General features: G+C 73.8%; 23 protein-coding genes. 5 read left to right on the top strand and 18 right to left on the bottom strand.

Annotated elements, in window-relative coordinates:
* Positions 1–88: 88 nt before the first annotated feature.
* From hemB to ACFV1W_RS03360, 7 genes are all read right to left on the bottom strand, one after another.
* A complete protein-coding gene (hemB, locus tag ACFV1W_RS03390) occupies positions 89–1075 on the bottom strand; it encodes a porphobilinogen synthase (protein WP_380412643.1) in 987 nt (328 codons plus the stop codon).
* Between the two features lie 73 nt (positions 1076–1148).
* Positions 1149–2795 carry a uroporphyrinogen-III synthase gene (locus ACFV1W_RS03385; RefSeq protein ID WP_380412641.1) on the bottom strand — a complete coding sequence of 549 codons (1647 nt, stop codon included), beginning with the start codon at positions 2793–2795 and terminating at the stop codon, positions 1149–1151.
* Positions 2792–3796 (bottom strand): hydroxymethylbilane synthase, encoded by a 1005-nt coding sequence (hemC, locus tag ACFV1W_RS03380; RefSeq protein ID WP_380412640.1) that lies wholly within the window; start codon positions 3794–3796, stop codon positions 2792–2794. Before hemC ends, ACFV1W_RS03385 begins: the two co-directional genes overlap by 4 nt.
* A 41-nt stretch (positions 3797–3837) precedes the next feature.
* Positions 3838–5178 (bottom strand): glutamyl-tRNA reductase, encoded by a 1341-nt coding sequence (locus ACFV1W_RS03375; protein ID WP_380412639.1) that lies wholly within the window; start codon positions 5176–5178, stop codon positions 3838–3840.
* Positions 5179–5203: 25 nt separating this feature from the next.
* The gene (locus ACFV1W_RS03370) at positions 5204–6100 is read right to left on the bottom strand and encodes a redox-sensing transcriptional repressor Rex (RefSeq protein WP_380412823.1); all 897 of its coding nucleotides are present in this window, start codon (positions 6098–6100) and stop codon (positions 5204–5206) included.
* A 107-nt stretch (positions 6101–6207) separates the two neighbouring features.
* On the bottom strand, positions 6208–6954 hold the full coding sequence (locus ACFV1W_RS03365; protein ID WP_380412638.1) for an exonuclease domain-containing protein: 747 nt from the start codon (positions 6952–6954) through the stop codon (positions 6208–6210).
* Between the two features lie 163 nt (positions 6955–7117).
* A complete protein-coding gene (locus tag ACFV1W_RS03360; protein WP_380412636.1) occupies positions 7118–7393 on the bottom strand; it encodes a glutaredoxin family protein in 276 nt (91 codons plus the stop codon).
* 126 nt (positions 7394–7519) lie between these two features.
* On the opposite strand from ACFV1W_RS03360, the gene ACFV1W_RS03355 reads away from it, so the two are divergent.
* From ACFV1W_RS03355 to ACFV1W_RS03345, 3 genes are all read left to right on the top strand, one after another.
* The gene (locus tag ACFV1W_RS03355; RefSeq protein WP_380412634.1) at positions 7520–8602 is read left to right on the top strand and encodes an HAD family hydrolase; all 1083 of its coding nucleotides are present in this window, start codon (positions 7520–7522) and stop codon (positions 8600–8602) included.
* A 592-nt stretch (positions 8603–9194) separates the two neighbouring features.
* Positions 9195–10016 carry an ECF subfamily RNA polymerase sigma factor, BldN family gene (locus ACFV1W_RS03350; protein WP_380412821.1) on the top strand — a complete coding sequence of 274 codons (822 nt, stop codon included), beginning with the start codon at positions 9195–9197 and terminating at the stop codon, positions 10014–10016.
* A gap of 288 nt (positions 10017–10304) precedes the next feature.
* Positions 10305–11597 (top strand): DUF5667 domain-containing protein, encoded by a 1293-nt coding sequence (locus tag ACFV1W_RS03345; protein WP_380412632.1) that lies wholly within the window; start codon positions 10305–10307, stop codon positions 11595–11597.
* Between the two features lie 70 nt (positions 11598–11667).
* On the opposite strand, the gene ACFV1W_RS03340 is transcribed toward ACFV1W_RS03345, so the two are convergent.
* From ACFV1W_RS03340 to proC, 7 genes are all read right to left on the bottom strand, one after another.
* Complete coding sequence (locus ACFV1W_RS03340; RefSeq protein WP_380412630.1) at positions 11668–12675, bottom strand: lysophospholipid acyltransferase family protein; 1008 nt, start codon at positions 12673–12675, stop codon at positions 11668–11670.
* Between the two features lie 7 nt (positions 12676–12682).
* Positions 12683–13789, bottom strand: a complete 1107-nt coding sequence (locus ACFV1W_RS03335; RefSeq protein ID WP_380412819.1) for an NAD-dependent epimerase/dehydratase family protein — start codon at positions 13787–13789, stop codon at positions 12683–12685.
* 221 nt (positions 13790–14010) lie between these two features.
* Positions 14011–14109, bottom strand: a complete 99-nt coding sequence (locus ACFV1W_RS03330) for a 30S ribosomal protein bS22 (protein ID WP_003948845.1) — start codon at positions 14107–14109, stop codon at positions 14011–14013.
* A 192-nt stretch (positions 14110–14301) separates the two neighbouring features.
* Entirely contained in the window at positions 14302–14511 is a 210-nt protein-coding gene (locus tag ACFV1W_RS03325) for a helix-turn-helix domain-containing protein (protein ID WP_045699258.1), read from the bottom strand.
* A gap of 225 nt (positions 14512–14736) precedes the next feature.
* Positions 14737–15933, bottom strand: coding sequence for an acetoin utilization protein AcuC (locus ACFV1W_RS03320; protein ID WP_380412628.1), 1197 nt, complete (start codon positions 15931–15933; stop codon positions 14737–14739).
* 76 nt (positions 15934–16009) lie between these two features.
* A complete protein-coding gene (locus tag ACFV1W_RS03315; protein WP_380412626.1) occupies positions 16010–17251 on the bottom strand; it encodes an MFS transporter in 1242 nt (413 codons plus the stop codon).
* A gap of 86 nt (positions 17252–17337) precedes the next feature.
* Positions 17338–18165, bottom strand: coding sequence for a pyrroline-5-carboxylate reductase (proC, locus tag ACFV1W_RS03310; RefSeq protein ID WP_380412625.1), 828 nt, complete (start codon positions 18163–18165; stop codon positions 17338–17340).
* 271 nt (positions 18166–18436) lie between these two features.
* On the opposite strand from proC, the gene ACFV1W_RS03305 reads away from it, so the two are divergent.
* On the top strand, positions 18437–18886 hold the full coding sequence (locus ACFV1W_RS03305) for a hypothetical protein (RefSeq protein WP_380412623.1): 450 nt from the start codon (positions 18437–18439) through the stop codon (positions 18884–18886).
* Between the two features lie 109 nt (positions 18887–18995).
* Positions 18996–19571: a hypothetical protein gene (locus tag ACFV1W_RS03300; protein ID WP_380412621.1), complete on the top strand. Its 576-nt coding sequence runs from the start codon at positions 18996–18998 to the stop codon at positions 19569–19571.
* Positions 19572–19574: 3 nt separating this feature from the next.
* Here ACFV1W_RS03300 and ACFV1W_RS03295 read toward each other — a convergent pair whose 3' ends face one another.
* The 4 genes from ACFV1W_RS03295 to ACFV1W_RS03280 all read right to left on the bottom strand — a co-directional run bounded on the left by ACFV1W_RS03295 (position 19575) and on the right by ACFV1W_RS03280 (position 23787).
* On the bottom strand, positions 19575–20087 hold the full coding sequence (locus tag ACFV1W_RS03295; protein WP_380412619.1) for a hypothetical protein: 513 nt from the start codon (positions 20085–20087) through the stop codon (positions 19575–19577).
* Positions 20088–20180: 93 nt separating this feature from the next.
* Entirely contained in the window at positions 20181–22025 is a 1845-nt protein-coding gene (gene ilvD / locus ACFV1W_RS03290) for a dihydroxy-acid dehydratase (protein WP_380412617.1), read from the bottom strand.
* A gap of 142 nt (positions 22026–22167) precedes the next feature.
* Positions 22168–22938, bottom strand: a complete 771-nt coding sequence (locus tag ACFV1W_RS03285; protein ID WP_380412615.1) for a class I SAM-dependent methyltransferase — start codon at positions 22936–22938, stop codon at positions 22168–22170.
* A 45-nt stretch (positions 22939–22983) separates the two neighbouring features.
* Complete coding sequence (locus ACFV1W_RS03280) at positions 22984–23787, bottom strand: sugar phosphate isomerase/epimerase family protein (RefSeq protein WP_380412818.1); 804 nt, start codon at positions 23785–23787, stop codon at positions 22984–22986.
* Positions 23788–23840 lie beyond the last annotated feature (53 nt).

Below are 23840 nucleotides of genomic sequence, written 5' to 3'. Positions count from 1 at the left end.
CACATCACCGGCTGTAAGAAAGCGGGACCCGGACGGCCGGGCCCCGCGCGGGGCCCGGCCTTCCGTGGTGTCCCTTGCCCTGCCGTTCCTACCGCTGCTTGAGCATCCGGGCGGCCTCGACCGCCCAGTAGGTGAGGATCTGCTCGGCACCGGCCCGGCGGATCGAGGTGAGGGTCTCCAGGATGGTGCGCTCGCGCTCGATCCAGCCGTTGGCGGCGGCGGCCTCCACCATCGAGTACTCGCCGGAGATCTGGTACGCGGCCACCGGCACCGGCGAGGCGTCGGCGACCTGCCGCAGGACGTCCAGGTACAGCATGGCCGGCTTGACCATCACCAGGTCCGCGCCCTCGGCGAGGTCCAGCTCCAGCTCGCGCAGCGCCTCGCGGGCGTTCGCCGGGTCCTGCTGGTAGGTCTTGCGGTCGCCCCTGAGCGAGGAGTTCACGGCCTCGCGGAACGGGCCGTACAGCGCGGAGGCGTACTTGGCGGTGTAGGCGAGGACACTGACGTCCTGGCGCCCGGCCTCGTCCAACGCCCGCCGGATCACGGCGATCTGACCGTCCATCATCCCCGAAGGGCCGACCATGTGGACGCCGGCCTCCGCCTGGACCACGGCCATCTCGGCGTAGCGCGCCAGGGTCGCGTCGTTGTCGACGCTGCCGTCCTCGGCCAGCACGCCGCAGTGGCCGTGGTCGGTGAACTCGTCCAGGCAGAGGTCCGACATGACCACCAGCTGGTCGCCGACCTCCGCGACCACGTCGCGGATGGCCTGCTGCAGGATCCCGTCCGGATTGGTGCCCTCGGAGCCGACGGCGTCCTTCACCTCGGGCAGACCGAACAGCATGATGCCGCCCACGCCCGCCTCGGCGGCCTCCACCGCGGCCTTCCGCAGGCTGTCCCGGGTGTGCTGGAGCACACCCGGCATCGAGGTGATCGGCCTCGGCTCGGCGATGCCCTCGCTGACGAAGGCGGGCAGGATCAGCTCTGCCGGGTGCAGCCGGGTCTCGGCGACCAGCCGGCGCATCGCCGGGCTCTGCCGCAGACGACGGGGGCGAACGTACGGGAATTCAGCGGACACGGCTTCTCTCTCCGAACGGTTGTGCAGCGCTGGAGGCGGCGAACCGCCGCCCCCAGCAGTGTGGTTGGCGCCCTCAGCGGGCCTTGCGGCGGGATCCCGGACGGCGCTCGCTGGGCCGGTAGACCGGCTCGCCCGCGGCCGTCGCGGTGTCGCGGCGCTTGGCTCCGAAGTCTGCCAGCGCCTGGGCCAGCGCGGCCGCCGACGGCGCCGGGGCCATCACGTCGACCCGCAGGCCGTGTTCCTCGGCGGTCTTGGCGGTGGCCGGGCCGATGCAGGCGATGACCGTGACGTTGTGCGGCTTGCCGGCGATGCCGACCAGGTTGCGGACGGTCGAGGACGAGGTGAACAGCACCGCGTCGAAACCGCCGCCCTTGATCGCCTCGCGGGTCTCCGCCGGCGGCGGCGAGGCGCGCACCGTCCGGTACGCCGTCACGTCGTCGACCTCCCAGCCGAGCTCGACCAGACCGGCCACCAGGGTCTCGGTGGCGATGTCGGCGCGCGGCAGCAGCACCCGGTCGATCGGGTCGAAGACCGGGTCGTACGGCGGCCAGTCCTCCAGCAGCCCGGCCGCGGACTGCTCGCCGGAGGGCACCAGGTCCGGCTTCACGCCGAAGTCCACCAGGGCCTGCGCGGTGGTCTCGCCGACCGCCGCGACCTTGATCCCGGCGAACGCCCGGGCGTCCAGGCCGTACTCCTCGAACTTCTCCCGAACGGCGCGCACCGCGTTCACCGAGGTGAAGGCGATCCACTCGTACCGGCCGGTGACCAGGCCCTTGATGGCCCGCTCCATCTGCTGCGGGGTGCGCGGCGGCTCGACCGCGATGGTCGGCACCTCCTGCGGCACGGCGCCGTACGAACGCAGCTGCTCGGACAGGCCGTGGGCCTGCTCCTTGGTGCGCGGCACGAGGACGTTCCAGCCGAACAGCGGCTTGGTCTCGAACCACGAGTGCGAGGCCCGGTGGGCGACCTGCTCGCCCACCACGGCTATCACCGAGGTCGCCGGGTCCACCGGGGCGGACACCGGCGAGGGCAGCACCCGGGCGGCCTTGAGGTCGGCCGCGATGGTGGACAGCGTGGAGGTGAAGGTGCGCTGACGGGTGGTGGTGCCGGACAGGGTGGCGCTCAGCGCCGACTCCGGCTTGCGGCCGTTGGACACCAGCGCGCTCGCGGTGGCCGGCAGCTGGCCCAGGGTGGTGCGCACCACCAGGGTGGTCTCCGGCGCGCCCAGGTCGACCGGGGCGCCGGACAGCAGCTGGGCGCCGTCCACGAAGCGCACGTCGGTACCGGCCGCGCCGCGCAGCGGGACGCCCGCGTACGCCGGGACGCCGACCGACTGGGCGACGCCCGGGATCACCTCGAAGGGGATCCCGTCACCCGCGCAGCTGAGCATCTCCTCGGCGGCGCAGCCGTCCAGGCCCGGGTCGCCGTCGACGGTGCGGACCACGTGCTTGCCGGCCCGGACGGCCTCGGCGACCAGCTTGGCGAGGTCGAAGTCGGCACTTTCGGCGGCCGGGGTGTGGACCTGCACGCCGGCCGGGCAGTGGGTGCGCACGGCCGCGGCGGTCAGCGGGTCGGCGACCAGGACGTCGGCCGAGGACAGCACCTCGACCGCGCGCAGGGTCAGCAGGCCCGGGTCCCCCGGGCCCGCCCCCAGGAAGGTGCACCGTCCGGTGGGCTGGGCGGCCGGGAACAGGGCGTCGGTGGCGGCGGTGGGGCTCATCGGGCTCGCTCCCCCATCAGGGTGGCCGCGCCCGCGCCGAGCAGCCGGGCGGCCAGGGCGTGGCCGAGGGCCCGCGCCTGCTGCTCGGCGGTCTCGTCGAGGACGATCGGACCGTTGGCGGACATCTTCAGCAGGGCGGCGCCGTCGGGGTCTCCGACCACACCGTCCAGCTGCAGTTCGTTCTCCCGGCTCCAGGTGGCCAGTGCGGCCACCGGCGCCGAGCAGCCGGCCTCCAGGGTGGCCAGCAGGGCGCGCTCGGCGGCCACGGCGACCCGGGTGGGGGCGTGGTCCAGCGCGGCGAGCGCGGCGGTCAGATCGCCGTCGGCGGCGCGGCACTCGATCGCGAGCGCGCCCTGGCCGGGGGCCGGGATCATCAGCTCGGGGTCCAGGTGCTGCGAGATCTCGGCGCCGCGGCCCAGCCGGTTGAGGCCGGCCGTGGCCAGCACCACGGCGTCCAGCTCGCCACCGGCCACGTAGCCGATCCGGGTGTCCACGTTGCCGCGGATCGCGACGGTCTCCAGCTGCGCCCCGCGGGCCCGGGCCCAGGCGTTCAGCTGGGCCATCCGGCGCGGCGAGCCGGTGCCGATCCGGGCCGCGCGCCCGGCGCCGGCCAGCTTCTCCACCAGCTCGTCCAGGGTCAGGCCCTCGGCCGCGACCAGGGCATCCCGGACGTCCTCGCGCTCGGGGACGGCGGCCAGCGCCAGGCCCTCGGGCGCGGCGGTCGGCAGGTCCTTGAGCGAGTGCACGGCGAAGTCGATCCGGCCCTCCAGCAGGGCGTCCCGCAGCGCGGAGACGAACACGCCGGTGCCGCCGATCTGTGCGAGGGCCTCCCGGGAGGTGTCTCCGTAGGTGGTGATCTCGACCAGCTCGACGGGGCGGCCGGTGAGCCTGGTCACCTCGCGGGCGACCATGCCCGACTGGGCCATGGCGAGCGCGCTGCGCCGGGTGCCGAGCCGCAGGGCGGCGGCCGGAGCCTGCTCGGTGAGCGGTTGACCATTCATGAGGTGATCGTCCCGGTGGTACTCGTGGGATGGCTGACGGTTCATCTGGTGCCCCCGCCCGAGGGCTGGGGCCGGCCGCCGACGGGCGTGCCCGACACGGCGTGCACGGCCGCCGGGTCGAGGTCGAACAGCTCGCGCAGGGCGTCCGCGTAGGAGGCGCCGCCGGGCTCGGCGGCCAGCTGCTTCACCCGGACGGTCGGGGCGTGCAGCAGCTTGTCGACGACGCGGCGGACGGTCTGGGTGATCTCGGCGCGGGAGCGCTCGTCGAGCTCGGGCAGCCGGGAGTCCAGCCGGCCCAGTTCGGCGGCGACCACGTCGGAGGCCATCGCCCGCAGCGCGACCACGGTCGGGGCGATCCGGGCGGCCCGCTGGGCGGCGCCGAAGGCGGTGACCTCGTCGGCGACGATCCGGGTGACCTCGTCGACGTCGCCGGCGCCGGGGCTGGCGGCGTGCGCGTGGGAGAGGCTCTCCAGGTCGACCAGCAGGGCGCCGTCGAGCTCGTGCACGGCGTGGTCGACGTCGCGCGGCATGGCGAGGTCGAGCAGGGCCAGCGGTTCCGGGGAGGTACGGACGGCGACCGCGGCGGCCACGTCCTCGGCCCGGACCACCACGCCGGCCGCGCCGGTGCAGGAGATCACCAGGTCGACGTCGGCCAGTGCCTCCGGCACCTTGGCGAGGTCCAGGGAGCGGGCCACGTCCGGGCCGAGGATCTCCACCAGGCGCTCGGCGCGGGCCGGCGTCCGGTTTGCGATCAGCAGGTCGGTGACGCCGGAGCGGACCAGGGTGGCGGCGGCCAGCGAGCTCATCGAGCCGGCCCCGACCACCAGCGCGCGCTTGCCGGCGATCTCGCCCGCGCCCGCGGCGACCTGCTCCAGGCCGAAGGTGACCAGCGACTGGCCGGCCTTGTCGATGCCGGTCTCGCTGTGCGCCCGCTTGCCGACCCGCAGGGCCTGCTGGAACAGCTCGTTCAGGCCGCGCCCGGCGGTGTGCTCGTCCTGGGCCTTGGCCAGCGCGTCGCGAAGCTGGCCGAGGATCTGGCCCTCGCCGACCACCATCGAGTCCAGGCCGCAGGCCACCGAGAACAGGTGGTGGACGGCGCGGTCCTCGTAGTGGACGTACAGGTGGGAGGTCAGCTCCTCCAGGTCCACCCCGCTGTGGTGGGCCAGCAGCAGCGAGAGCTCGGCGACGCCGGCGTGGAACTTGTCCACGTCCGCGTACAGCTCGATCCGGTTGCAGGTGTTGAGCAGGGCGGCCTCGGCGACGGTCGAGGAGGCGGCCGCGTCGTGCAGCAGCCGGGTCGGGACCTCACCGGTCAGCGCGGCGCGCTCCAGCACGCCGACCGGCGCCGTCCGGTGGCTCAGTCCGACGACGAGAAGACTCATGCCCGCCCCCCACAGCTCTCGGTGTTCATGCGGGCATCACCGCGGACAGCTCGCCCTCGCCGCCCTTGGCGGTCTTGCCCTTGGTGGCCTGCTCGGCCTGGTCCTTGACCACCGGCTCGGCACCGGGGCGACCCTTGCCGCTGCCGCCGGCCGCCCGGCGGAGCTTGGCCGCGGCCGCCCGGACCGGGCCGGGGGCGCGGTCCAGCACCGACTCGGTGCGGTCGGGCTCCTCCCCGGCCTTGCGCTGCTCGTGGAAGGCGAGGATCTGCAGTTCGATGGAGAGGTCCACCTTGCGCACGTCCACGCCGTCCGGAACGGTCAGCACGGTCGGGGCGAAGTTCAGGATGCTGGTAACGCCTGCCTCGACCAGCCGGTCGCAAACCTGCTGGGCGGCGCCGGGCGGGGTGGTGATCACGCCGATCGAGACGTGCTGGCTCTCGACGATCGACTCCAGCTCGTCCATGTGGCGCACCGGCAGTCCGGCCGCGGTGGAACCGACCACGTTCGGGTCGGCGTCCAACAGGGCGGCGACCCGGAAGCCGCGGGAGGCGAAGCCGCCGTAGTTGGCGAGGGCGTGGCCGAGGTTCCCGATGCCGACGATGACGACCGGCCAGTCCTGGGTCAGGCCGAGCTCGCGGGAGATCTGGTAGACGAGGTACTCGACGTCGTAGCCGACGCCGCGGGTGCCGTACGAGCCGAGGTAGGAGAAGTCCTTGCGCAGCTTGGCCGAGTTCACGCCGGCCGCGGCGGCCAGTTCCTCGGAGGAGACGGTCGGCACCGAGCGCTCGGAGAGTGCGGTGAGGGCCCGCAGGTAGAGGGGGAGCCGGGCGACGGTCGCCTCCGGGATGCCCCGGGCACGCGAGGGTCGGCGCGCGGCGCCCTGGTCAGGCGTCTGCGGACTGCTCTGTGGTGATCGGCCGATTGCCACGGTGCTCCTGTGGGTGAAGCTGGGCTTTGGCAGCCAGGCTAAGCGTTTGTGAACGTGTGCACAAAGATGGTGTCCGATTTGTCCCCGCACAGTGATGCGCATCACGCCGTCGAACCCATAGCACCGGGCTGCGTCAGGACGAGCTCCGGGGCCGCGGAACCGGGCAGCCAGGGGCCGTACGACGCCTCGCGGCGCAGCAGTGGGACGGGCCCTCCGGACGGGCGGGACCGGGCCCGGCCCAGCCGCGGCCACGGCACCCGGGCGGCCTCGCGCAGCGGGTCGGCCCAGTCGTCGGGCGGGCAGGACGGGGCGCCCACGCAGTGTCGCAGCAGCTCGGCGGTCACCCGGGCGTCGCCGAGCGCGGTGTGCGCCGGGTACCACCCCAGGCCGGTCGCCTCCGCGCAGGCCGCCAGCCCGTAGCCGCGGACCTCCGGCAGGTGGGCGCGGGCCAGCCGCATCGTGCACAGCAGCGGGACGGGCGGCAGCGGCACCCCGATGCGGGCGAACTCGCGGTCCAGGAAGGCGTGGTCGCAGCTGACGTGATGGCCGACCAGCACCCGGCCCGCCAGCAGCTCCAGCAGCCGCGGGGCGATCTCCCGGAACCGCGGGGCGCCCTCGACGTCCGCCTGGCGTATCCGGTGCACGTGGGTCGGGCCGACCGGGCCCAGCGGATCCAGCAGGGTGGCGAACTCCCCCTCGGGGCAGAGCCGCTCGTCCAGCAGCACCACCGCCACCTCGACCACCCGGTGCCGCCACGGGCTGCGGCCGGTCGCCTCGACGTCCACCACGGCGAAGCCCCGGCCACCGGGCAGGGCCTCGGACGTCGCGGGGGTCGGGCGGGGAAGCATGGCGGCACTCCTCGTGTGCTCAGCCCCCCACGGGCGCAAACGCGTTCGATCGTAAGCCGACCGAGGCACCCCGCCCCAGGCCGGGACGGAGTGTCTTTGGCAACGATTCGGCGAACCGCCCCCGCCGGTCGGCGGGGGCGGCGACACACGGACGAACGGTTCCTCAGGCGCCCAGGGCCTTGCGCAGCCTGCCCTCGTCGACCCGCCAGAAGTCGTGCTGGCGGCCGTCGATCAGGGTGACCGGGATCTGCTCCCAGTAGCGGCGGTACAGCTCCTCGTCCCGGGTGATGTCCTTCTCCTCGAAGGCCGCGCCCAGCTCCGCCGCCACCCGGACGATCACCTCCCGAGCCTCGTCGCACAGGTGGCAGCCGGGCTTGGCGACCAGGGTCACGGTACGGTCCGCCGGCTCGGGGCTCTTACGTCGCAGCAGTGGGCTCACCCCGCCATTGTGCGCCACTCCCCCACCCCGCCCCCGGGGCGCCGGGGACGGGGCCGGGAAGCTGTTCACCCCACGGGCACGGCGTCGTCACGGCCGCTCCCCTCCCGGCTGGATATGCTCGATGACATGGCCGTGCTCCGAAGGCTCACCCAGGCGAGGCGCTCCTCCACCGAGCGGAGCGCCCTGGCGGGCGAGGCCGCCGCCGCGGCCGCCGAGGCCGCCCTGCGCGCCGAGCCGCTCTCCCCCCTCGCGACGGACGCCCACGCTGCGGCCGCCCCCGCTACGGACACCGCCGGGGCGGGCGCCCTCGAAGCGGACACCACCGGACCCGGGGCGACGGCGACGGTGGGCACCGCGGCCGGGGCCCCCGCCGCGGGCCGGCCCGGGAAGGCCCCCAAGGCGCCGGCCGGGAACCACACCCCCGACCGGGACGACCCGCGCGCCGCCGCCTTCTTCGACTGCGACAACACCATCCTGCGCGGCGCGGCCATCTTCTACCTCGGCGTCGGCCTCTACCGCCACGGCTTCCTCACCCGCCGCGACATCGCCCGCTTCGCCTGGCAGCAGGCCATGTTCCGGCTGCACGGCACCGAGGACCCGGACCACATCTCGGACGCCCGCAACACCGCCCTCGGCATCGTCGCCGGGAAGCGCACCGCCGATCTGGAGGTGATCTGCGAGGAGGTCTTCGAGCAGGTCGTCGCCGACAAGATCTGGCCCGGCACCCGCGCACTGGTCCAGATGCACCTGGACGCGGGCCAGCGGGTCTGGCTGGTGACCGCCGCCCCGCTGGAGGTCGCCCGGATCATCGCCCGGCGGCTCGGCATGACCGGCGCGCTCGGCACCGTCGCCGAGGCCCGGGACGGCCACTACACCGGCCGACTGGTCGGCGACCTGCTGCACGGCCCGGCCAAGGCCGCCGCGGTGGGCGCGCTGGCCCGGCGCGAGCGGCTGGACCTCGACCGCTGCGCCGCGTACAGCGACTCGGCCAACGACATCCCGATGCTCTCGCTGGTCGGCCACCCGTACGTGGTGAACCCGGACGGCGCGCTGCGGCGGCACGCCCGGGCGCAGGGCTGGCGGGTCCGCGACTTCCGCACCGGCCGCAAGGCGGCCCGGGTGGGGCTGCCGGCGGCGGGCGCACTCGGGGTGGCGGCCGGCGCGACGGCGGCCGCGGTGGCGCTGCAGCGCCGTCGCCGGCGCGGCTGAGCCACGCCCGGAACGGCCCCGACACCCGCCGGAGTCCGGCCGGACGGCCTCCCGGCTCCCGTGCGGGGAACCGTTTCCGCACCTCGCCCGCACGGGTGAGGAGGCGTCAATCATGGGCCTGACCTGCCCCCTCGTACGAGCGAACTCCCCGTTGCCCCGAGGCCGTCCGAGCCGTCTGAGCGAATCTGACACTCAATGACCGGTTCTGATTGTTCGCCAGACCCGGAAAGTCGGGGGTTGCCGAACCCCAAGGCTGGGAAACCGCCCGTGGCACCACCGAATTGGTCACCCTGGGCGCCCAAGCGGTCACGTTGAGCCGGATGAACGATGACATCTCCGGTCAGTGTCAGCCGAATATGCACAGCAAATGGATCCCAAACGACCACTTCGACCACAGGGTGTAGCTGTCATTGCACAAAGCGTTATTCTCTCCTGGATGCACGTCACCCATGCATCCCGCTCGAACGGGTGCCATGGGGAGTGCTCTCCGCGCAGGCGGAGGTGATCCGTCCACAGTTCTGCCTCTGGGAGTCCCGTGTACCCACCCGTCCGGAACGACGCGCCTGCTCCCTCCCGCCCGTCGTCCGCGCCCCTGCGCGCCCGCACCGGCCTCCGCGGCCGTCCGACCGCCGAGCGGCAGATCTCCACCGGCCTGGACCTGCTGCGCACCCTGCTCCGCAGCCAGCTCGCCGCCTCGCCCCAACTCGTGCCCGCCGGCGCGCCGTTCGGCCACCAGCACGGCCCCGGACTGGCGCTGCGCACCACCGCCGCCGGCTCCACCGGCACCGGCTCGCGCGGCCGCACCGGCACCGCCGGCGTCGGCCGCAGCCGCGCCCGCACCGCGCCGAGCCCCGGCTACGAGACCGAGCACAACCCGATCATGGAGCTGGTCGAGCGGGCCCAGGCAGGCGAGAGCGAGGCCTTCGGCGGGCTCTACGACCACTACGCGGACACCGTCTACCGCTACATCTACTACCGGGTCGGCAGTCGGGCCACCGCCGAGGACCTCACCAGCGAGACCTTCCTGCGCGCGCTGCGCCGGATCGGCACCTTCACCTGGCAGGGCCGGGACTTCGGCGCCTGGCTGGTCACCATCGCCCGCAACCTGGTCGCCGACCACTTCAAGTCCAGCCGGTTCCGGCTGGAGGTCACCACCGGCGAGATGCTCGACTCCAACGAGTGCGAGCGCAGCCCGGAGGAGTCGGTGCTGGAGTCGCTCTCCAACGCCGCCCTGCTGGACGCGGTGCGCCGGCTCAACCCGCAGCAGCAGGAGTGCGTGACGCTGCGCTTCCTCCAGGGGCTCTCGGTGGCCGAGACGGCACGGATCATGGGCAAGAACGAGGGCGCCATCAAGACCCTCCAGTACCGCGCCGTCCGCACCCTGGCCAGGCTCCTGCCGCCCGACGCGCGATGAGGCGACGGTGACCGGGGGACCGACGGGGCCCGGGCGGGCCCTGGTCCGGCGGCGACCCGGAAGGCCGTCACCGCACGTACCCGACCGACACGTCCGGGTGAACGGTCGGTCCGATGATCAGCCGTGCGTAACCGACCGCCCGCACCGCTCGTTGGCCAGCGTGCAAGCCCCCACCAGGCGTACGGTCAAGCCGAATTGCGACCTATCACCCGATGGAGTGGCTTTGGCCCGCCGGGGCAACCGTCCGGCAGGCCGGGGTGTCGACAACGACGAAGGGAGGTGTGGTCCGTGACGGCAAACGTGCTGGAGCACCGGCGGGTGAAGGCCTTCACCGAGGCGCTGGAGGCCCACCAGGCGGAGCAACGCCGCGCGGCCAACGCCGATTCGGCCAACACCGCTTCCGCCGAGGCGGGTTCGGTCGCGATGGCCGAACTGGTCGGCCTGGCCGACGCACTGGGGGCGCTGCCCGGACCGGCTCTGGACCGGGAGGTCCGGGCGGTCCAACGAGCCCAGCTGACGGCCGCGTTCGAGCAGGCGTTCGCGGGTGGGCCGGGCGCCGCGGTGCCCCGCCAGCGCCGCCACCGGGCCATCCGGACGGCGCCACGCGGGCGGTGGAGCCGCCGCTTCGCGATCGGCGGGCTGGTCGCCGGGCTCGCCGTCGGCAGCCTGGCGGGGGCCGCCACCGCGAGTTCCAGCGCCCTCCCCGGGGACACGCTGTACGGCATGAAGCGCGGCCTCGAAGGGCTCCGGCTGAACCTCGCGGACTCCGACTCGGAACGCGGCCGGCTGCTGCTCGACAACGCCGCCACCCGGCTCGGCGAGGCCAACGCCCTGGTCGGCCGGCCCGGTTCGAGCACCGCGCTCAGCCCGGCCACCGTCGACCGGGTCCGCCGGGCACTGGACGACATGCACGCCGACGCCCTCAAGGGCCGCGACCTGCTGCGCTCGGTCTACCGCAGCAACGGCTCGCTGGACCCGATGCGCGCGCTGGCCGGCTTCGCCCACGACGAGGACGGCCGCTGGAGCGAGCTGCAGGGCCGGCTGCCGGTCCAACTGACCGAGCAGGCGCACCTGGTGAACCAGCTCTTCGACGACATAAGCGAGGACGTCGCGCCCCTGCGCCTGGCCCAGCCCTCCGCCAAGAGCGGTGGCCCGGCCGGCACCGGAGCGGGCGGCGACTCGTCCTCCTCGACCGGCGGCTCCCCGGCCGGTTCCGGCGCCAGCGGCTCCGGCGCCGCAACCGGCTCCGGGCAGTCCCAGGGCAGCACGGGCGACCGCCCCGGCGGTGACCGCGCCCCCGCCGCGCCCGGCACCACGGCCGGCAGCGGGGCCAAGGGCGGCGGCCTGCCGAGCACCCTGCCCACCAACGCCCCGGACGCGGTCAACGGGCTGGTCGGCGACCTCACCAACGGGCTCTCCGGCGCGGGCAAGCCCTCGCCGAGCGCCGACGCGGCCCCGCCGCAGGTGCCGCAGCAGCCGTCCGGCCTGCCCAGCGCGCCGACGGGTGCCCAGCAGGGGGTGGACGTCCCCCCGCTCGTTCCGGGCCTGCTGCCAGGCCTGCGGATCCTCGGCGGCAGCTGAGCGGTGCGGTGTGACGGTGCCCCGGCGGAGCGGACTCCGCCGGGGCACCGTCACATCCGGGCACGCCGGATCAGAAGAACACCGACCGCCGCTGCACCAGCAGCTGATACAGGGTGTGCTGGATGGTCTCGCGCACCTCGTCGGCCAGGTCGAAGACCAGCATCGGGTCGTCCGCCGCCTCCGCCGGGTAGCCGTCGGTGGCGATCGGCACGCCGAAGCGGATCGTCCACTTGGTCGGCAGCGGCAGCACCCCGAGCGGCCCCAGCCACGGGAAGGTCGGTGTGATCGGCACGTACGGCAGGCCGAGCAGCCGGGCCAGCGTCTTCACGTTGCCGATCATCGGATAGGTCTCCTCCGCCCCGACGATCGAGCACGGCACGATCGGCACCTTCGCCCGCAGCGCCGAGGAGACGAAGCCGCCGCGGCCGAAGCGCTGGAGCTTGTAGCGCTCGGAGAACGGCTTGCCGATCCCCTTGAAGCCCTCCGGCCAGACCCCGACCACCTCGCCGCGCTCCAGCAGCGCCTGGGCGTCCTCGTTGCAGGCCAGGGTGTGGCCGGCCTTGCGGGCCAGTTCGTTGACGCCCGGCAGCACGAAGACCAGGTCCGCGGCGAGCATCCGCAGGTGCCGGTGGTGCGGGTGGTGGTCGTGGATGACCACCTGGGTCATCAGGGCGTCCAGCGGGACGGTGCCGGAGTGGTTGGCGACGATCAGCGCGCCGCCCTCGGCCGGGATGTTCTCGATCCCCTGGACGTCGATCCGGAAGTACTTCTCGGCCAGCGGGCGCAGCAGCGAGAGCAGCACCTCCTCGGTGAGCTCCCGGTCGAAACCGAACTCGTCCACCTCGTAGTCGCCGGTGATCCGGCGGCGCAGGAAGGCCAGCCCCTCGGTGGCCCGGCCCTCCCAGCCCTTGCCGAACAGCCGGGTGGCCGCCGGGCCGAGCTGCCCGGACAGCGCCCCGCCGACGGCTCCGGCGAGCCGGTCGGCCAGGCCGGGGCCCTCGGGCGAGCTCCAGCTGGGTGCGGACTCGATCGGGATGACCTTGGCCTCACCCGGCACGTTCTCGGCGGCGGCACTCATCGCGGGCTCAGCTCCTCGGGCGGTGGGGGCGGTTCGGTACGGCGTTCGGTGCGGCGGCCGGGGGCTCCGGGCCGAGCAGGGCGGCCAGCCGGTCGGCGGCGGCGGCCAGCCGCTCGGGCGGCAGCAGGCCTGGGCCCTGGGCGGCGGCGAAGTCGGCGAAGGCCTCCGGTGTGCTGAACGCCGGGCGGTAGCCGAACACCTCCCGCAGCCGGGTGGTGTCCACCACCCGACCGTGGGTCAGCAGCCGCAGCTGCTCCGACGAGACGTCCACCAGCCGGGTCTGCCGGGCCAGCCCGGCCATCCAGCTGACCGCGGGCAGCAGCAGCGGCAGGGTGGGGCGGCCGAGCCGGCGGGCGCACTGGGAGAGCAGCAGCACGCCCTCCCCCGCCACATTGAAGGTGCCGGTGTTGACGGTGCCCGGGGCGGGCTCCTCGGCGGCCCGGCAGAGCACCGCGACCGCGTCGTCCTCGTGGACGAACTGCAGCCTGGGGTCGTAGCCGAGCACGGTGGGCAGCACCGGCAGCGCGAAGTACTCGCTGAGCGGGGTGTCGGCGCCCGGGCCGACGATGTTGGCGAACCGAAGCACCGTCACCGCGACGTCCGGACGGCGCCGGGCGAAGCCGCGCACGTAGCCCTCGACCTCGGCCGCGTCCTTGGCGAAGCCGCCGCCGGGCGGGTCCTTCGGCTGCATCCGCTCGCTGAACACCGCCGGGTCGCGGGGCGCGGAGCCGTAGACGCCGGTGGTGGACTTCACCACCAGCCGGCGCACCCCGGGGGCCTTCTGACAGGCGCCGAGCAGCTGCATGGTGCCGATGACGTTGGACTCCTTCACCGCGGAGCGGTTGGTGGAGCCCAGACCGGTGGCGCTGACGCTGAGGTGCACCACGGTGTCCACCCGGTGCTCGGCGATCACCCGGGAGACCGCCGGGCGGCGCAGGTCGAGCTGGTGGAAGGTGTACGGCGCGGCCGGGCCGTCCGGCTCCTCGACCGGCAACCGCGGCGGCTGCACGTCCACGCCGACGACCCGGTCCACCCCCGGACGACGACGGACCTCGGCGGCGAAGCGGGCACCGAGATGGCGTGCCACGCCGGTGACGAGCACGACCACGCCCACGGTGCTGCACCCCATTCCCTCGACCCGAGCGGCCTGCGTGCACCGTACCGCGCCGCCGCGCTGTGCCGTGAAACGACACCGCCCGCCCAGGCACGAGGCCTGGACGGGCGGTGGAACGCCTGACCCCCGCGAGGGCGGGGCCGATGAGTTCTTCCTGCGCCGCTGAACGCGAGTGCGCGGGTGGCCCCCGCAAGTGCGGGGCCGAGGCGCAGGCTCAGGCGTTACTTCTTGTTGCGACGCTGGACCCTGGTCCTCTTCAGAAGCTTGCGGTGCTTCTTCTTGGCCATACGCTTGCGACGCTTCTTGATGACAGAGCCCACGGAACAACCCTCGCTCACTGAGACTCTCGTCCGTGAGAGACGGAGTCCATACGACTGACGTGAGGGCCTAGCCTACCGTCCGCGTGGCCGGGGCTGTAAATCGCACTCCCGGCAGCCGGGAAACTCCCGGGAAATCCGGGGCGAACGGGGGCGCGTCCGCGGCTGCGGACGCGCCCCCGCCCGGCCGGTCGGCTACGCGCTCTCAAGCCGCACGTACGACTCCTTGAGGTACTCGTGCACCGCCTGCTGGGGCACCCGGAAGGACCGTCCGACCCGGATGGCCGGCAGCTCTCCGCTGTGCACCAACCGGTACACGGTCATCTTGGACACCCGCATGACCGCGGCGACCTCGGCCACGGTCAGGAAGACGACTTCCTGCAGGGGACGCTCGACGGAACTCATGACCATCACCCGACCCTTAACCCGTGTGCAAGGCACCGGCTTCCCCTCCGGTGACTCCACCGGCACACGTGTATCCCCAGAGTAGTTATGGGTGGTACCAGTGGGAAGAGGGGAGATGCAGTCCTCGTACCGTGAGGAATAGCACCGTTGCAGTACGTAGTCACTCGGCGGATGGCACCGGTCGGCGTACGCACGGCCCGCCAGACGCCTGCCGGGGCGGCTGATTCAGGCCAGCAGGCCGTGGTGGGGGAACACCGCGCGGCGGCCGGCGAGGATGGCCTGATCGAGTCGGTCCGCCGGATCGTAACCCGATTCGAAGTCGCGCCACGCCGGGCGGGCGCCGTCGGTCATCCGCAGCGGGGCGGGGCGGCGGGTACGGCGGTAGACCTCGGCGCGCCAGGCCTCGGGGGTCTCGGTGGCCGGGTCGACGGGCCGGCCGGCGGCGGTGGCGACCAGGTGGGTCCAGGTGCGCGGGACGACGTCCACCACCGCGTAGCCGCCGCCACCGGTGGCCACCCAGCGGCCGCCGGCGTGCCGGTGGGCCAGCTCGTGCAGCTCCTCGGCGATCAGCCGCTGGGCGTCCACGGTGACGGCGAGGTGGGCGAGCGGGTCCTCCAGATGGGTGTCCGCTCCGTGCTGGGTGACCAGGACCTGCGGCCGGAAGGCTTCGAGCAGCTCGGGCACCAGGGCGTGGAAGGCGCGCAGCCAGCCGGCGTCTCCGGTGCCGGCCGGCAGCGGCAGGTTGGCGGCGGAGCCGGGAGCGTCCGGGCCGCCGGTCTCGGTGGGCCAGCCGGTCTGCGGGAAGAGGGTGGCCGGGTGCTCGTGCAGCGAGATGGTCAGCACCCGGGGGTCGTTCCAGAAGGCCTCCTGGACGCCGTCGCCGTGGTGGACGTCCACGTCGACGTAGGCGACCCGCTCGGCGCCGAGTTCGAGCAGCCGGGCGATGGCCAGGGCCGGGTCGTTGTAGATGCAGAAGCCGGAGGCCTTGCCGGGCATCGCGTGGTGCAGCCCGCCGGCGAAGTTGACGGCGTGCGGGGTGTCGCCGCGCCAGACCGCCTCGGCGGCGGCGACCGACTGACCGGCGATCAGCGAGGAGGCCGAGTGGACCGCCGGGAAGGACCAGTTGTCGTCGGTGCCGAGCCCGTGTAGGGGGTCCGACTGCTCGGGGTGCGCGGCGGCGTGCTTGACCGCTTCGACGTACTCCCGGGTGTGCACCAGTTGCAGGGTGGACTCCCCGGCGGCCGGTGCGGAACGGACGGCCACCCCCGGCCCGGTGCTCAGCCCGAGGGCTTCGACCAGGCGCATGGTGAGCGCCAGCCGGGTCGGGTCCATCGGGTGACCGGGGCCGAAGTCGTAGGCGGTGACGGCCTCGTCCCAGAAGAGGTGCAGGCCGCAGGGGGTGTCACGCTCGGCTTCGGGCATGGCCTCCACCGTAGTGGGTGGCGGCGGACGGGCGGCGGCCAGGGCTCGCCGACCCGTCGCGGGCAGGCCCGGGCCGTCACGCCGCGACGGGCGCCGCCACCGGGGCCGGGGCGAAGCGCTCGGCCAGCGGCAGCACGGCGAGCACCAGCAGCATCGGGGCGAGCAGCGCCCAGCGGTACGAGCCGGCGTCCGCGATCGCCCCGACCAGCGGTGAACCGATCAGGAACCCCACGTAGTTGAAGAGGTTGAGCCGGGCCACGGCGGCGTCCGAGTCGGCCGGGAAGAGCCGCCCGCCGGCCGCGAACACCTGCGGGATGATCGCGCAGATGCCGAAGCCGAGCACGGTGAACGAGGCGATGCCCGCCCAGGCCGTGGGGGCCACCGCGGCCAGTCCGAAGCCGAGCGCCGCCAGCGCCGCGCCGCCGCGCACCACCGCGACCGCGCCGAAGCGCTGCACCGCGCGGTCGCCCAGGGCCCGGCCGAGCAGCATCGCGACCATGTAGCCGAGGTAGGAGAGCTTGGCCAGGTCCTCGCGGCTGCCCAGGCCGTCGGTGAGGTACTTGACGCTGTAGTTGGAGACCGAGGCGTCCGCGATGTACGCGAACGCCATCGCCAGGCACAGCGGCAGCAGCGGGCGCCAGGGGATGGGCCGGGCGGCGGCCTCGGCGGCCTCCCGTACGGCGTCGCCGAGTTCGGCCGGTCCGGCGGTGGGGGTCCCCCCGGCCGAAGGCTGGGGGAGCTTGCCGGTCAGCACCGCGAGCGGGGCGATCACCGCCGCGGCCGTGCCGAACAGCACCGGCAGCCCCAGGTCGTAGTGCGAGCCGAGGCCCGCGACGGCCGCGCCGAGGATGCCGCCGAGGCTGAACGCGGCGTGGAACCCGATCATGATCGAGCGGCCGTAGCGGTGCTGGAGGCCCACCCCCAGCATGTTCATGCTGGCGTCCAGCGCACCCACCAGCAGTCCGAACGCGCCCAGCGCGAGGGCGAGTTGCCACAGCGAACCGCCCAGCCCGGCGCCCGCCAGGCTGAGGCAGACCGCCGGCTGGACCACCCGCAGCACGGCCCGGGCGCCGGTGCGCTTCACCAGCTGCTCGGAGAGGACCGAGCCCACCCCGGCCAGGATCGGCACCGCGGCCAGGAAGACCGGCAGCAGCCCGTCGCTCAGCCCGTACCGGTGCTGGATCTCCGGGATGCAGGTGACCAGCAGCGCGAAGGTGGTGCCCTGGAGCAGGAAGCTGACGGCGAGCGCCGCCCGCCCGACGCGCAGGCCGGGTGCCATCGGGGACGGAACGGGCTGCACGGACGGCGCGGCACTCATGCGGGAACCTCGCTACTGGCCGGTACGGACGACGGTGGCCGAGAGCGTAGGGGCTGCGCCTCGATCGCGGGAGGGGTCGCGCGCGATCACTTCCCGCCGGAGGCCAGCTCCCTGGACCGGTCCCGGGCCGCCTCCAGGGCGCCCAGCAGCGCGGCCCGGACCCCGTGGTTCTCCAGCTCGCGGATGGCCGCGATGGTCGTACCGGCCGGGGAGGTGACCGCCTCGCGCAGCTTCACCGGGTGCTCGCCGGAGTCGCGCAGCATCACCGAGGCGCCGATCGCGGACTGCACGATCAGGTCGTGCGCCACCTGCCGGGGCAGGCCGAGCAGGATGCCCGCGTCCGTCATCGCCTCCACCAGGAAGTAGAAGTAGGCCGGGCCGGAGCCGGACAGCGCGGTGGCCGCGTCCTGCTGGGACTCCGGCAGCCGCAGCGCCTTGCCGACCGAGCTGAAGATCTCCTCGGCGCGCGCCAGGTGCTCCTCCCGGGCGTGCGAGCCGCCGGAGATGACGCTCATCCCCTCGTCCACCAGCACCGGCGTGTTGGGCATCACCCGGACCACCGGGGTGCCGGCCGCCAGCCGCTCCTCGAACCAGGCGGTGGGGACTCCGGCCGCCGCGGAGATCACCAGCCGGTCCGCGCCGATGTGCGGGGCCAGCTCCTCCAGCAGGGTGCCCATGTCCTGCGGCTTGACCGCGAGGATCAGGGTGTCGGCCAGCTTGGCGGCCTCGGCGTTGGAGACGGCCACCACGCCGTAACGGGCGGCGAGTTCGGCCGCGCGCTCGGGCCGACGGGCGGTCACCAGGACGTCCGACGGGGCCTTGCCGGCCCGCAGCAGACCGGAGAGCAGGGCCTCGCCGATCTTGCCGGTGCCCAGGAAGGCGATCTTCTGTCCGTGTGCTGCGCTGCTGCCCATGGTCCGCTCCTAGCCTCGGTACTGCGGCCATCCTCGCACCGTGCCGCGGCGCCCGTCGGGACCGTCCGGTCCGTGGTCGGCGGGCTGCGGAGGAGCCGTTGCCCGGCCGGCCGTCCGGTGGTCGGCACGGCCGGTGCCCCCGGGATGCGCCTGACACCCTGGGGGTGTCCGACAACTCCCGCCGGGCGCGCGGCGCTGGGGCACGCCCTAGGGAGAAAACTCGGGGGTTTCCCCTATGGCCTCCGCGCCCGGGCAGGCGCACCGTGGAGTCATGGCACACGACGGAATGTCCCGACGAGAGAACCGGCAACTCGCCGTCGCCTCGGCGACGGTGGGCCCGTGGCGGACGGCCGCGGGAGTCGGTGCGGTGGTGGGGGCGACAGCCCTGGGGATCGAGGCGATCTCCGGCGACTGGTCGCTGAGCATGCTGGCCGGACCGGCCGGCTGGGGTCTGTTCTTCTTCTTCCTGGTCGGCTGGGCCGGCAACCAGCTGCGCGGGGACGGCGGCGACCGGCGGCTCAAGCGGTGGGCTCGGGAACACCCGTGGCAGTCGGCGCTCCCGGCGGCCGGCGGGCTGCTGGTGCTGGACACGCTGGCGCAGATGTTCCTCGGCGACGAGGGCCTGTTCGGCGCGCTCCTCCTGTCGCTGCTCCCGGCCGCCGTCCTGCTGGGGATCGCCGGGGTGGTGCACGGGGTGAAGCAGGCCCGCGGCAAGGGCTGACGGCGCATTTCCGGACAAGCGGTGGTGAACCACGCGGCCCGCACACCGGTTCACCACAAGGCGTGCCCCCGATCAACGGATCGTCACACCCCGTCGGCATACTGGCGCGATGCCAATCGCCGAAGATCCGGAACCGCGCCCCTCGGAGGGCGGTGAGCCGGGCGGATCCGACCCGTCCGGAGCAGGCGGGAAGGACCCGTTCGCAGACCTCGTGCTGGACGAGGAGTTCGTGCGCTCCGCCACCGTCAAGGAGCAGTCCGGCCGCACCCGGATGCTGGCCGCCCGCTGGAAGCACACCCCGCCGGTCGACCCGGGCGGCCGCCGCTCGGTCAACGACGGCCCGGCGGCGCCGCAGGGCGGCACCGCCCGACCGGTGGGCCTGGTCGAGCCGGCCGCCGTCAGCTCCGGCGACACATGGACGACCCGGACGATCGTGCGCAGGGTCGGCGACTACCGCTTCTACGATCCGGACCGGCACCAGGTCGACGCGAAGAAGATCGTCTTTGGGAAGGCCATGTCCGACGTGGGCAACAACGCCTGCTCCGTGTACGACGGCTTCGTGCATCCGCAGTTCCGCCAGTTCGCCCGGCCCCACCCCGAGCAGACGGGCCCGACCACGGATCCGTACGACCGCAGCCACGACCTGGCGCCGAGCGGCCAGTGCGGCACGACCAGCCGCGAGTGAGGGTCAGCGCCTGCGCTTCGCGCCGGGTCGGCCGCTGCGGCCGGTCCGGCGCTTGCCGTACCGCTCGACGGCCCGCTCGTGGGCGGCCCGCTTGACCCCCTCGCCGGGGGCCTCGACCAGGCTGCGGGCGAAGTAGGCGGCCAGGCTGCCGGCCCCGCCGATCAGCCAGACGGCGCCGAGCGACCGGTCCTCGGCCATCCAGCCGGTGAGCTGGTCCTTGCCCTCGGTGAGCACCTTCCAGGTGCGCCGGACGGACATCATCGAGCAGACCGCGATCGCGGCGGTCAGCAGCCCGTTCAGGAAGCCTCCGTTGTCGGAGAGTGCGACGCCCTCGACGCCGAAGCGCAGCACCAGCGCGGCGGCGGCGGTGGCGGCCAGGGCGCCGATCGAGACGCCGACCCGGCGCAGCCAGTAGCCGTTGTCCCGGTCGACCCAGGTGGTGCCGAAGAACCGGATCGGCTCGGGCTCGGGGGCGCCGGCGGGCTTGGGGGCGGGGGTGGGGGGCTGCTCGCTCACGTCGTCGATTATCACCCGGGTGCCGCACACCGAGGAGGAGCCGTCCCGGACCGCGGGACGGCTCCTCCAGGTACCCACCGGTTCCGGTCGGGCTCAGCCGAGCTTGCTGACGTCCCGGACGGCGCCCTTGTCGGCCGAGGTGGCCATCGCCGCGTAGGCCCGCAGCGCCTGGCTGACCTGGCGGTCGCGGTTCTTCGGCCGGTAGCCGTGCCCGGCCTCCAGGGCGCGGCGGCGCTCGGCGAGGACCTCGGCCGGCACCTCCAGGGAGATCGTCCGGGCCGGGATGTCGATGGCGATGGTGTCGCCGTCCTCGACCAGGGCGATGGTGCCGCCGGAGGCGGCCTCCGGAGAGGCGTGGCCGATGGACAGGCCCGAGGTGCCGCCGGAGAAGCGGCCGTCGGTGATCAGCGCGCAGGCCTTGCCGAGGCCGCGGCCCTTGAGGAAGGAGGTCGGGTAGAGCATCTCCTGCATCCCCGGGCCGCCCTTGGGGCCCTCGTAGCGGATGACGACGACGTCGCCCTCCTTGACCCGCTTGGCGAGGATCGCCTCGACCGCGTCCTCCTGGGACTCGCAGACCACCGCCGGGCCGCTGAAGGTCCAGATCGACTCGTCGACGCCGGCGGTCTTCACGATGCAGCCGTCCTCGGCGAGGTTGCCGTACAGCACGGCGAGGCCGCCCTCGACGGAGTAGGCGTGCTCTACGCTGCGGATGCAGCCCCTGGCGGCGTCGGTGTCCAGCGACTCCCAGCGCTCGGACTGGGAGAAGGCCTCGGCGGAGCGCTTGCAGCCGGGTGCGGCGTGCCACAGCTCCACGGCCTCGGCGGAGGGCGAACCGCCGCGCACGTCCCAGGTCTTGAGCCACTCGGCGAGCGAGTCGGAGTGGACGGTGTGGACGTCCTCGTTGAGCAGGCCGCCCCGGTACAGCTCGCCGAGGATGGCCGGGATGCCGCCGGCCCGGTGCACGTCCTCCATGTAGTACGAGCCGTTGGGTGCGACCTTGGAGAGGCAGGGCACCTTGCGGGAGATCGCGTCGATGGCCCGCATGTCGAAGTCCAGCTCGGCCTCCTGGGCGGCGGCGAGCAGGTGGAGGATGGTGTTGGTCGAGCCGCCCATGGCGATGTCCAGCGCCATGGCGTTCTCGAAGGCGGCACGGCCGGCGATCGCGCGGGGCAGTACCGAGGCGTCGTCCTGGCCGTAGTGGCGGTTGGCGATCTCGACGACCGTCTGCCCGGCCCTCTCGTACAGGGCCCGGCGGGCGGTGTGGGTGGCGAGCACCGAGCCGTTGCCGGGCAGCGAGAGGCCGATGGCCTCGGTGAGGCAGTTCATCGAGTTGGCGGTGAACATGCCGGAGCAGGAGCCGCAGGTGGGGCAGGCGTTCTCCTCGATGATCGCGATGTCCTCGTCGGAGACGTTCTCGTTGACCGCCTGGGAGATCGCGTCGATGAGGTCCAGCTTGCGCACCGTGCCGTCGACCAGGGTGGCCTTGCCGGCCTCCATCGGACCGCCGGAGACGAAGACGGTCGGGATGTTGAGGCGCAGGGCGGCCATCAGCATGCCGGGGGTGATCTTGTCGCAGTTGGAGATGCAGATCAGCGCGTCGGCGCAGTGGGCGTTGACCATGTACTCGACCGAGTCGGCGATCAGGTCGCGCGAGGGCAGCGAGTAGAGCATGCCGCCGTGGCCCATCGCGATGCCGTCGTCCACGGCGATGGTGTTGAACTCGCGCGGGATGCCGCCCGCCTGCTTGATCGCCTCGGAGACGATCCGGCCGACCGGCTGGAGGTGGGTGTGGCCGGGGACGAACTCGGTGAAGGAGTTGGCGACCGCGATGATCGGCTTGCCGAAGTCCTCGCGGGCTACGCCGGCGGCCCGGAGAAGCGCCCGGGCGCCTGCCATGTTGCGACCGTGGGTGACCGTACGGGACCTCAGCTCGGGCACTGTGCTCCACTCCTTCGGGGCTGTCGCCGGCGCCCCGCCGGTGAGGAGGGTGCGGGGGCCGTTGTGGCTTACGAGCCTACGCCCGCCGTCCGGCCGGCGGACGGCCCGTCCGCGATGCGGGCAGTCCGCGGGCCCGGCGGGATCAGCCCTGCTTGACGGCGACGGTGACGTCCAGGACGAACGGTTCGACCACCACGCCGTCCGGGAACTCGGCGAGCATGGCCTCCCGTTCGGCGGCCAGTACGGGTGCGCGCCCCTCGGGGCCCAGCGAGGCCAGGTAGGAGCGGGAGGTGAGGTCGGTGAGCACGTGGTCGACGGTGAGCCGGCGCTCCCAGCGCAGCACGGCCCGTTCGACGGTGAGGCCGGCCGGGGCGAAGTGGCCGGTGTGGGCGCTGATGCCGCCGTAGCCGTGGTAGCGGTCGGGGAGGGCGGCGGCCATCCGCTCGCCCCGGGCCCGGACCCACGGCACGGTCTCGTCCTGCACGTTCCACCAGGTGGCGAGGGCCCCGCCGGGCCGCAGCACCCGGATCGCCTCGGGGACGGACCGCTCCGGGCTGGTCCAGTGGAAGGCCTGGGCGTAGGTGACCAGGTCGGCGGAGCCGTCGTGGAAGGGCAGGTCGTCGCCGTTGCCGCGGACCAGCGGCAGGGTGGGCGAGGAGAGCAGGAACTGGGCGGCCATGCCGTCGCTGGGCTCGACCCCGACGACGTCCGCGCCCCGGCCGGCCAGCAGCCGGGTGGCGATGCCGGTGCCGGCGCCGACGTCCAGGGTCCTGGCCCCCTTGAGGCTCCGGCCCCAGAGCCGCTCCACCGTGTCGAACAGCTCGTCGGGGTAGCTCGGCCGGCCCCGGTCGTACTCGGCGGCGACCGCGCCGAAGCTGACCGCGATCTCGCTGCGTTTCGGACTGATCGTCATATCTCCCACTCCGTGCGGCAGTTCGCGCCCTGGCGGGCCCGACGCTCAGCGTACGCGCGAGGGGGTGGCGAGGTGCAAGCGGGTGAAGGCGAGGGCCTCGGCGAGATCGGCCTCGCGTTCGGCGGGGGACGCGGAGCGGCGGGTGTTGACCTCCAGCACCACGTGGCCGTCGAAGCCGGTGCGGGCGAGATGCTCCAGGAACTCGGCGCAGGGCTGCTTGCCCCGGCCCGGAATCAGGTGCTCGTCCTTGCCGGAGCCGCTGCCGTCGGCCAGGTGGACGTGGGCGAGCCGGTCGCCCATCCGCTCGGCCATGGCGAAGGCGTCGATCCGGGAGGTGGCGACGTGCGAGAGGTCGATGGTGAAGTGCCGGTACTCCTCGTCGGTGACGTCCCAGCCGGGCGAGTAGGCGAGCACCTCGCGGTCGCGGTAGCGCCACGGGTACATGTTCTCGACGGCGAAGCGGACGTCGGTCTCGCCCGCCATCCGGTTGATGCCCTCGACGAACTCCCGGGCGTACTGCCGCTGCCAGCGGAACGGCGGGTGGACGACGACGGCGCTCGCGCCGAGCTTCTCGGCCGCCGCCCGGGCCCGGACCAGCTTGGTCCACGGGTCGGTGGTCCACACCCGCTGGGTGATCAGCAGGCAGGGCGCGTGCACGGCCAGGATCGGCAGCTGGTGCGCGTCGGAGAGCCGGCGCAGGGCCTCCAGGTCCTGGCTGACCGGGTCGTTCCAGACCATCACCTCCACGCCGTCGTAGCCGAGCTTGGCGGCCAGTTCGAAGGCGACGGCGGTGCTCGCCGGGTACACCGAGGCGGTGGACAGCACCACCTTGGTGTCCGGGATGTGCAGGGCCGGGTGCTGGGGCAGCACCAGGCGGTCGGTGGTGCGCAGCAGCGGCGGGC

It is taken from the genome of Kitasatospora sp. NPDC059648, assembly GCF_042734825.1.
Lineage (GTDB): Bacteria > Actinomycetota > Actinomycetes > Streptomycetales > Streptomycetaceae > Kitasatospora.
The sequence above is the reverse complement of the archived record's forward strand: the minus strand, read 5'-3'. Positions and strand labels throughout refer to the sequence as shown.

What these genes read in the sequence shown, in the direction of transcription:
- ACFV1W_RS03385 (WP_380412641.1), bottom strand. Translation starts at nt 2,795, where the DNA reads ATGAGCCCCACCGCCGCCACCGACGCCCTGTTCCCGGCCGCCCAGCCC.
- hemC (WP_380412640.1), bottom strand. Translation starts at nt 3,796, where the DNA reads ATGAATGGTCAACCGCTCACCGAGCAGGCTCCGGCCGCCGCCCTGCGG.
- ACFV1W_RS03375 (WP_380412639.1), bottom strand. Translation starts at nt 5,178, where the DNA reads ATGAGTCTTCTCGTCGTCGGACTGAGCCACCGGACGGCGCCGGTCGGC.
- ACFV1W_RS03365 (WP_380412638.1), bottom strand. Translation starts at nt 6,954, where the DNA reads ATGCTTCCCCGCCCGACCCCCGCGACGTCCGAGGCCCTGCCCGGTGGC.
- ACFV1W_RS03355 (WP_380412634.1), top strand. Translation starts at nt 7,520, where the DNA reads ATGGCCGTGCTCCGAAGGCTCACCCAGGCGAGGCGCTCCTCCACCGAG.
- ACFV1W_RS03340 (WP_380412630.1), bottom strand. Translation starts at nt 12,675, where the DNA reads ATGAGTGCCGCCGCCGAGAACGTGCCGGGTGAGGCCAAGGTCATCCCG.
- ACFV1W_RS03325 (WP_045699258.1), bottom strand. Translation starts at nt 14,511, where the DNA reads ATGAGTTCCGTCGAGCGTCCCCTGCAGGAAGTCGTCTTCCTGACCGTG.
- ACFV1W_RS03320 (WP_380412628.1), bottom strand. Translation starts at nt 15,933, where the DNA reads ATGCCCGAAGCCGAGCGTGACACCCCCTGCGGCCTGCACCTCTTCTGG.
- ACFV1W_RS03315 (WP_380412626.1), bottom strand. Translation starts at nt 17,251, where the DNA reads ATGAGTGCCGCGCCGTCCGTGCAGCCCGTTCCGTCCCCGATGGCACCC.
- proC (WP_380412625.1), bottom strand. Translation starts at nt 18,165, where the DNA reads ATGGGCAGCAGCGCAGCACACGGACAGAAGATCGCCTTCCTGGGCACC.
- ACFV1W_RS03305 (WP_380412623.1), top strand. Translation starts at nt 18,437, where the DNA reads ATGGCACACGACGGAATGTCCCGACGAGAGAACCGGCAACTCGCCGTC.
- ACFV1W_RS03300 (WP_380412621.1), top strand. Translation starts at nt 18,996, where the DNA reads ATGCCAATCGCCGAAGATCCGGAACCGCGCCCCTCGGAGGGCGGTGAG.
- ACFV1W_RS03285 (WP_380412615.1), bottom strand. Translation starts at nt 22,938, where the DNA reads ATGACGATCAGTCCGAAACGCAGCGAGATCGCGGTCAGCTTCGGCGCG.